The following is a 5,696-nucleotide window of genomic DNA, read 5'->3' on the forward strand; positions in this document are numbered from 1 at the left end:
GCCCAGCCAAGGGCCTCAAAAAATGACCAAGGGTTTTTCAGCAGAATCAATACTGCCGAGGGAGCCCGAAATGGATTCCCGTGATTTACATGCACTATGACTATGAGTACTGAGAACCAGGCCCACTTGACACCGCCACTGGTGCCAGAATTGCCCATGCACTCCACTCCCCTGCCGCCAGTTGCGCCGCCATCCAAAAAGCGCCGCCGCTGGTTGTACGTGGTGATTCCGCTGGCTTCGCTCCTACTGCTGGCGATCCTGGCTGTGGCCGGGATTGGCCTCTATGTGCATTCCCTCGTCCAGACCTACACCTCCTTAAAGCCGGCGGTGCTGCCCAAGGGCGACGCCTCGCCCGCCGCCCTGAAGGCGGTCTTTATGCGGTTGGGCGATTTCAAAATCGCTTTGGAAAATAGCAAGCCGGTCCGCCCGCTTCGGATTTCCGCCGATGATTTGAACGCCTTGATCGCGGCCGACGCCAAGCAGCAGGGGAGATTGTTTATGCGCATCCAGGACAACGTATTGTGGGCGGATTTTTCCCTCCCGCTCGACCAGGATCCCAAGAACAAGAATAATAAAATGCTCAAGGGCCGGTATGCCAACGGCGTGGCGGCGCTGACGCTCAAGCGCGGCGAGGATGGCTTCCTCTCCTTGAAAGTCAAATCCATCAAGGCCAACGGCAAAGATATTCCCGGCTGGCTGCTTAAAAAGGCACAGGAAAAGGATTTATTGGATCAAATGCAGAGCAACGCGCAAGCTGCCGCCATCCTCCAGCATCTCGACGATGTGCAGATCAAGGACAACTGCATTACCCTGGTGCCTGTGGATCGTCTGTAAAAATCTCATTGTCCCGCAGGCTTCCTTGGACCTACACTGGGAGCGTGTTCAGCGCTTCACCGCAGTTGATTGATTGCCACCTGCATTTGCAGGCCGATGCCTTGTGGCCGCACTGGCCCGCTGTGCTGGCCCGCGCGCGAATGCAGGGAGTTCATGGATTCGTGTGCAACGGCACCCGCGAGACAGATTGGCCCCGCGTCTTGGAACTGGCCCGAAGTGAGCCGGATGTTCTGCCCTGTTTTGGCCTGCATCCCTGGTTTGTGGCGGAGCGCTCCGAAACCTGGCTTCAGCAACTGGAACAACACCTTCTAGCCGTACCTTCGGCGGTGGGGGAAATTGGCTTGGACCGTTGGCTTGAACCGCGCGATGAAGCGGTCCAAGAGACGGTATTCCGCGCCCAGTTGGAGTTGGCGCGGCACCTCCAGCGTCCCGTAATGATCCACTGCGTGCACGCCTGGGGCTGGCTGATGGACGTGCTGCGCTCCCAACCGCCCTTGCCACCCGGTATGTTGCTGCATGCCTACGGCGGTCCGGTGGAACTGATCAAGCCTTTGGCCGACATGGGCGCCTATTTTTCCTTTGGCGGCAGCACCCTGGATGAACACACGTTGCGCCAGCGCGAGGCGCTGCCGCGTATCCCGGCGGATCGCCTCCTGCTGGAAACCGACGCTCCGTTTGGACGCCGAGATAAGGCGGTGGCCAATTCCGAAATCCGAAATCCGAAATCCGAATTTGCCAAGGTCCGTCTCCTTACCTCGACGGCTACGAAAGAGGATGAGCGATGCGAGCAAGGCTGGGAAGGCAATGAGCCGGCCAACCTGCCGGCCATTACCCGGGGTATTGCCAGTCTGTTGGGATGTGCGGAAGCGGATTTGGTGGCGCAGAACTGGCGGAATGCGCAGCGGTTATTCGGTCACTGCTTTACTTCACCACGCACGACTCGATTTCCGATTGCTTGAACGCGACGCGTCCGATGCACAGTTCTACCTCTCCGGGTTTCAGGGTATCTACAAATAGCAGCTCCTCCTTCAACCGCAGTACGCCGGTAAGTTCCATCCCGTCATTGAGGCGAACGCAAACCATCCGGTTCAAGGGCACGCCCAACTTATGGGCCAGTAACTGTTGGGCGTGGGCACGCTGTGCATGCCAAGCCGAATAGCCGTCGAAGCCATCCGGTTGCTGGTTGAAATTCAAATCCCCTTGCATGGTCAAGGGTTCCCCGGCGGCGGTTGGTTGTTCATGGTCTGTTGGCAGGCGGCGAAATGCTCCGCGCGGGTGTCCGCCAGCACCGGGAACTCCTGCCGCCACTGTTCCAGCACTCGGTGATCCAGCGTTGCTTGGATCACCCCTTCAGACGTGCCGCCATCCGCCAATATTTTCCCCAGCGGGTCCACGATCAGCGAACGTCCATCGTAAGCCAGTTTTGGGGTTTGACCGCAGCGGTTCACCCCCACCACGAACATCTGATTTTCAATGGCGCGCGCTTGCAAAAGCGCCATCCAATGCCCGATCCGTACGGTGGGCCAGTTGGCGATGACCACGGCAACCGTCGCTCCTTGGAGGGCGGCCAGCCGGAACACCTCGGGAAAACGCAGGTCATAGCAGACAAACAGCGCCAATTTTTCCTCCTGCCAGGGAGCGAGTACCGGTGCGGTGCCGCATTCATAGTGATCGCCCTCCCCCGCCGGATTAAAGACATGTGCCTTGGCGTAGCGCGCTTGGATGCTTCCATCCGGCCCGTATAATAACGCCTCATTTCGTCCCTTGCCCGTTTTGATGCGCGCCGCCACACCTCCGACCAAATACACCCCGACCTCCTGTGCGGTACGGCTTAGGAATTGCGAGGTCTCGCCTCCGGGGGATTCAGCAATGGCTTCCACGTGCATGCTGAACCCGGTGGCAAACAGTTCCGGCAACACCATCAGCGATCCCGGCAGCGGCTTGGCGGCGGCAATCAAGCGGCGCGCGGTTTGATAATTCGCGCGCTTGTCTTCCCAAGCCAGATTCATTTGAATGGCATACACGTTCATGCGAAACGGAGTGTATCGGGATCATCCGGGGATGAAATACAAAAACAGGCCAACACTTCTTGCTTAACATTTGCCAAAAATTGGCTTTCCAACGCCTGCACGTTGACAACCCGCTTCCTTTTGCCCACATTTCCCTTGCTGCGGCCATCCGGATGACGCTTTAACGTTATCTCAGACGCGGTTAATGAACCGAATTTTTTGGTTGGCAGGGCAATAGCAGAGCATAATCACTACTATACATCAGCATGAAAATTGTATCGTTTCAAGAAGCCGTAAAGGTCATTAAAACCAATGACCGCGTGCATATTCACAGCGTCGCGTGCGCGCCGCAAAAATTAATCATGGCCATGTGCGACCGGGGCCGCGCGGGCGAATTCCGTAATGTTCGGATTCAGCATCTGCACACGGAAGGCTCCGCGCCGTATTCCGGCCGGGAGTTTGAAGGGATCTTTCAGTTGGAGTCATTCTTTGTCGGCCATAACGTGCGCAAAGACACCCAGGACGGGTATGCCGATTATATTCCAGTGTTCCTCGGTGAAACCCAGCGCCTCATCCGCGAGGGCTATTGCCCCGTGGATGTCGCCATGGTGCAGGTTTCCCCGCCCGACAAGCACGGCTATTGCTCCCTCGGCACCTCCGTGGACGCGACCCTCGCCGCCGTCGAAACCGGCAAAACCGTCATTGGCGTCATCAACCCGCATGTGCCGCGCGCCTTCGGGGATGCCATGATCACCAAGGACATGATTGATATTTGGTGCGAGGATAACGTGCCCTTGATCGAAGCCGCCCCCGCGCTGCCGGACCCGGTTGAAGCGGCCATCGGCCGGCATGTCGCCGCCCTGGTCGAGGATGGTGCCACCCTGCAAATGGGTATCGGAGCCATTCCCAATGCCGTGTTGGGCCAGTTGACCAATCATAAAAACCTGGGCATTCACACCGAAATGTTCGCCGACGGCGTGCTGGAGCTGGTGGAAAAAGGCGTCGTCAACGGCATGGAAAAGAACATTGATCGCGGCCGGATCGTCTCCACGTTCCTCATGGGCTCCAAGAAAGTTTATGACTTCATCCATGATAATCCGGGCGTGCGCATGATGGATGTCGGTTACACCAACAACATTGATATCATCAAACGCAATCCCAAGGTCACCTCCATCAATTCCGCTGTGGAAGTGGATTTAACCGGCCAAGTGTGTGCGGACTCCATTGGTACCCGCCACTTCTCCGGCGTGGGTGGCCAGATTGATTTCTTGCGCGGGGCCTCCGCCTCCAAGGGTGGCAAACCCATCCTGGCGATGCCTTCCGCCACGGCCAAGGGTCTCACCAAAATCGTCCCGACCCTCAAGGTGGGTGCCGGCGTGGTCACCACCCGCCCCAGCCTGCACTGGCTGGTCACGGAATACGGCGCCGTCAATGTCTTCGGCAAACCGCTCCAGGAACGCGCCCGGCTGCTCATGAGCATCGCGCATCCGGATCACCGCGAAGCCCTCGACAAAGCCGCCTTTGAACGCTTTGGCCCGCACTTCCATTACACCCCGCCCGTGGTCAAATCCTGAACCGCGATCGGGTATTCAACATATTTAATAGCAGCCGGCCTTTCGGGGCCGGCTTTTTTTTCATTTTCAATTTGGATATGGAGTGCCGTTTGTGTTGCAATGCCGCGCAGCGACTGGATGACGTGTGACGATTGACGCTGAAATTTTATCCGCTTTGCGCCAGACCCGCGATGGGTACGTGTCGGGGGCCGATCTCGCGCAGCGATTGGGCATTTCCCGCGCCGCCATCTGGGCGCGGATCGAGGATTTGCGCCGGCTGGGATACGACATCGAGGCCAGTCCGCACAAAGGCTATCGCCTTTTGGGCATGCCGGATGTCTTGCACGCCGATGATCTGATGTCCCGCCTCGGCGAAACCCGCGTCATCGGGCGCGTCATCCAGGTCTTTGAGGAAACCAATTCCACCAATGACCTGGCGGAACGCCTGGCGCGCGACGGAGCCAAAGAGGGCGCGGTGGTGATTGCCGAATCCCAAACCAAAGGGCGGGGCCGCATGGGGCGCGTTTGGGTGTCGCCGCCGCGCCAGGGACTCTGGCTCTCCGTCTTGCTGCGGCCGGCCTTGCCGCCGCAGGCCGCCACCCAGATCACCATTGCCGCCGCCACCGCCCTTTCCCGCGCCATCCGCCAGGTCTGCGCGTTGCGCGCGGAAATCAAATGGCCCAATGACATTTTGTTTCGCGGCCGCAAGGCCGCCGGAATTTTGACCGAACTCAGCGCGGACCTGGACCAGATCAAACAAGCCGTGGTCGGGGTGGGCGTGGATGTCAACCTGGCGGCCGCCGATTTTCCCGTGGCCCTGCGCAAGACGGCCACCTCGCTGCGCATCGAATGCGGGCAGCCGGTGTCCCGCGCGGAATTGGCCACCGCGTTTCTGCGCGAACTGGATCAGGCCTACGCGCTGATCTGTGATCAACAATTTGAACGCCTGGCCGACGAATGGATGCAGCAATGCAGCACCATCGGCCAACCGGTCCGCATTCAGGTGGGCGGACGCACCGTGTTCGGTCGGGCAGAGGCGCTCGATTCGGACGGCGCGTTGCTGGTGCGCGCCCAGCACGGCCACTTGGAACGCATCACCGGCGGCGATGTCATCCTCGAAAAATGAGCGCCACGCTTTGCGTCCGGCAACCGAAACGAAAGGGAAGATTTTATGGGTGGGAGAATAACCAGCCGAAGTCCAAATACCGAAATCCGAGGGCTGCAAACTTTTGCAGAAAAATTGAACGGTCGAGTAGGACTGAGGCGCACGCAACCTTGCGGTCCATGTTTCCTCAGTCCC

The 5,696-nt window shown here is 58.9% G+C and carries 6 protein-coding genes; 4 read left to right on the plus strand and 2 right to left on the minus strand.

The window, feature by feature from the left end; translation table 11 throughout:
• Positions 1-102: 102 nt before the first annotated feature.
• Complete coding sequence (locus WCO56_28535) at positions 103-834, plus strand: hypothetical protein (protein MEI7733551.1); 732 nt, start codon at positions 103-105, stop codon at positions 832-834.
• A gap of 8 nt (positions 835-842) precedes the next feature.
• Positions 843-1,793, plus strand: coding sequence for a TatD family hydrolase (locus WCO56_28540; GenBank protein ID MEI7733552.1), 951 nt, complete (start codon positions 843-845; stop codon positions 1,791-1,793).
• Here the strand turns inward: WCO56_28540 and WCO56_28545 are convergent.
• A complete protein-coding gene (locus tag WCO56_28545; GenBank protein ID MEI7733553.1) occupies positions 1,756-2,040 on the minus strand; it encodes a hypothetical protein in 285 nt (94 codons plus the stop codon). The genes WCO56_28540 and WCO56_28545 overlap by 38 nt on opposite strands.
• A gap of 2 nt (positions 2,041-2,042) precedes the next feature.
• Positions 2,043-2,864, minus strand: a complete 822-nt coding sequence (locus WCO56_28550) for a carbon-nitrogen family hydrolase (protein MEI7733554.1) — start codon at positions 2,862-2,864, stop codon at positions 2,043-2,045.
• Positions 2,865-3,109: 245 nt separating this feature from the next.
• On the opposite strand from WCO56_28550, the gene WCO56_28555 reads away from it, so the two are divergent.
• Positions 3,110-4,417, plus strand: coding sequence for an acetyl-CoA hydrolase/transferase C-terminal domain-containing protein (locus tag WCO56_28555; GenBank protein MEI7733555.1), 1,308 nt, complete (start codon positions 3,110-3,112; stop codon positions 4,415-4,417).
• A gap of 124 nt (positions 4,418-4,541) precedes the next feature.
• On the plus strand, positions 4,542-5,522 hold the full coding sequence (locus WCO56_28560) for a biotin--[acetyl-CoA-carboxylase] ligase (GenBank protein ID MEI7733556.1): 981 nt from the start codon (positions 4,542-4,544) through the stop codon (positions 5,520-5,522).
• Positions 5,523-5,696 lie beyond the last annotated feature (174 nt).

It is taken from the genome of Verrucomicrobiota bacterium (assembly GCA_037139415.1).
Classification (GTDB): Bacteria; Verrucomicrobiota; Verrucomicrobiia; order Limisphaerales; family Fontisphaeraceae; genus JBAXGN01.

Excerpts from the sequence above, each read along its gene's own strand:
- WCO56_28555 (MEI7733555.1), top strand. The coding sequence starts at position 3,110 with ATGAAAATTGTATCGTTTCAAGAAGCCGTAAAGGTCATTAAAACCAAT.
- WCO56_28535 (MEI7733551.1), top strand. The coding sequence starts at position 103 with ATGAGTACTGAGAACCAGGCCCACTTGACACCGCCACTGGTGCCAGAA.
- WCO56_28550 (MEI7733554.1), bottom strand. The coding sequence starts at position 2,864 with ATGAACGTGTATGCCATTCAAATGAATCTGGCTTGGGAAGACAAGCGC.
- WCO56_28545 (MEI7733553.1), bottom strand. The coding sequence starts at position 2,040 with ATGCAAGGGGATTTGAATTTCAACCAGCAACCGGATGGCTTCGACGGC.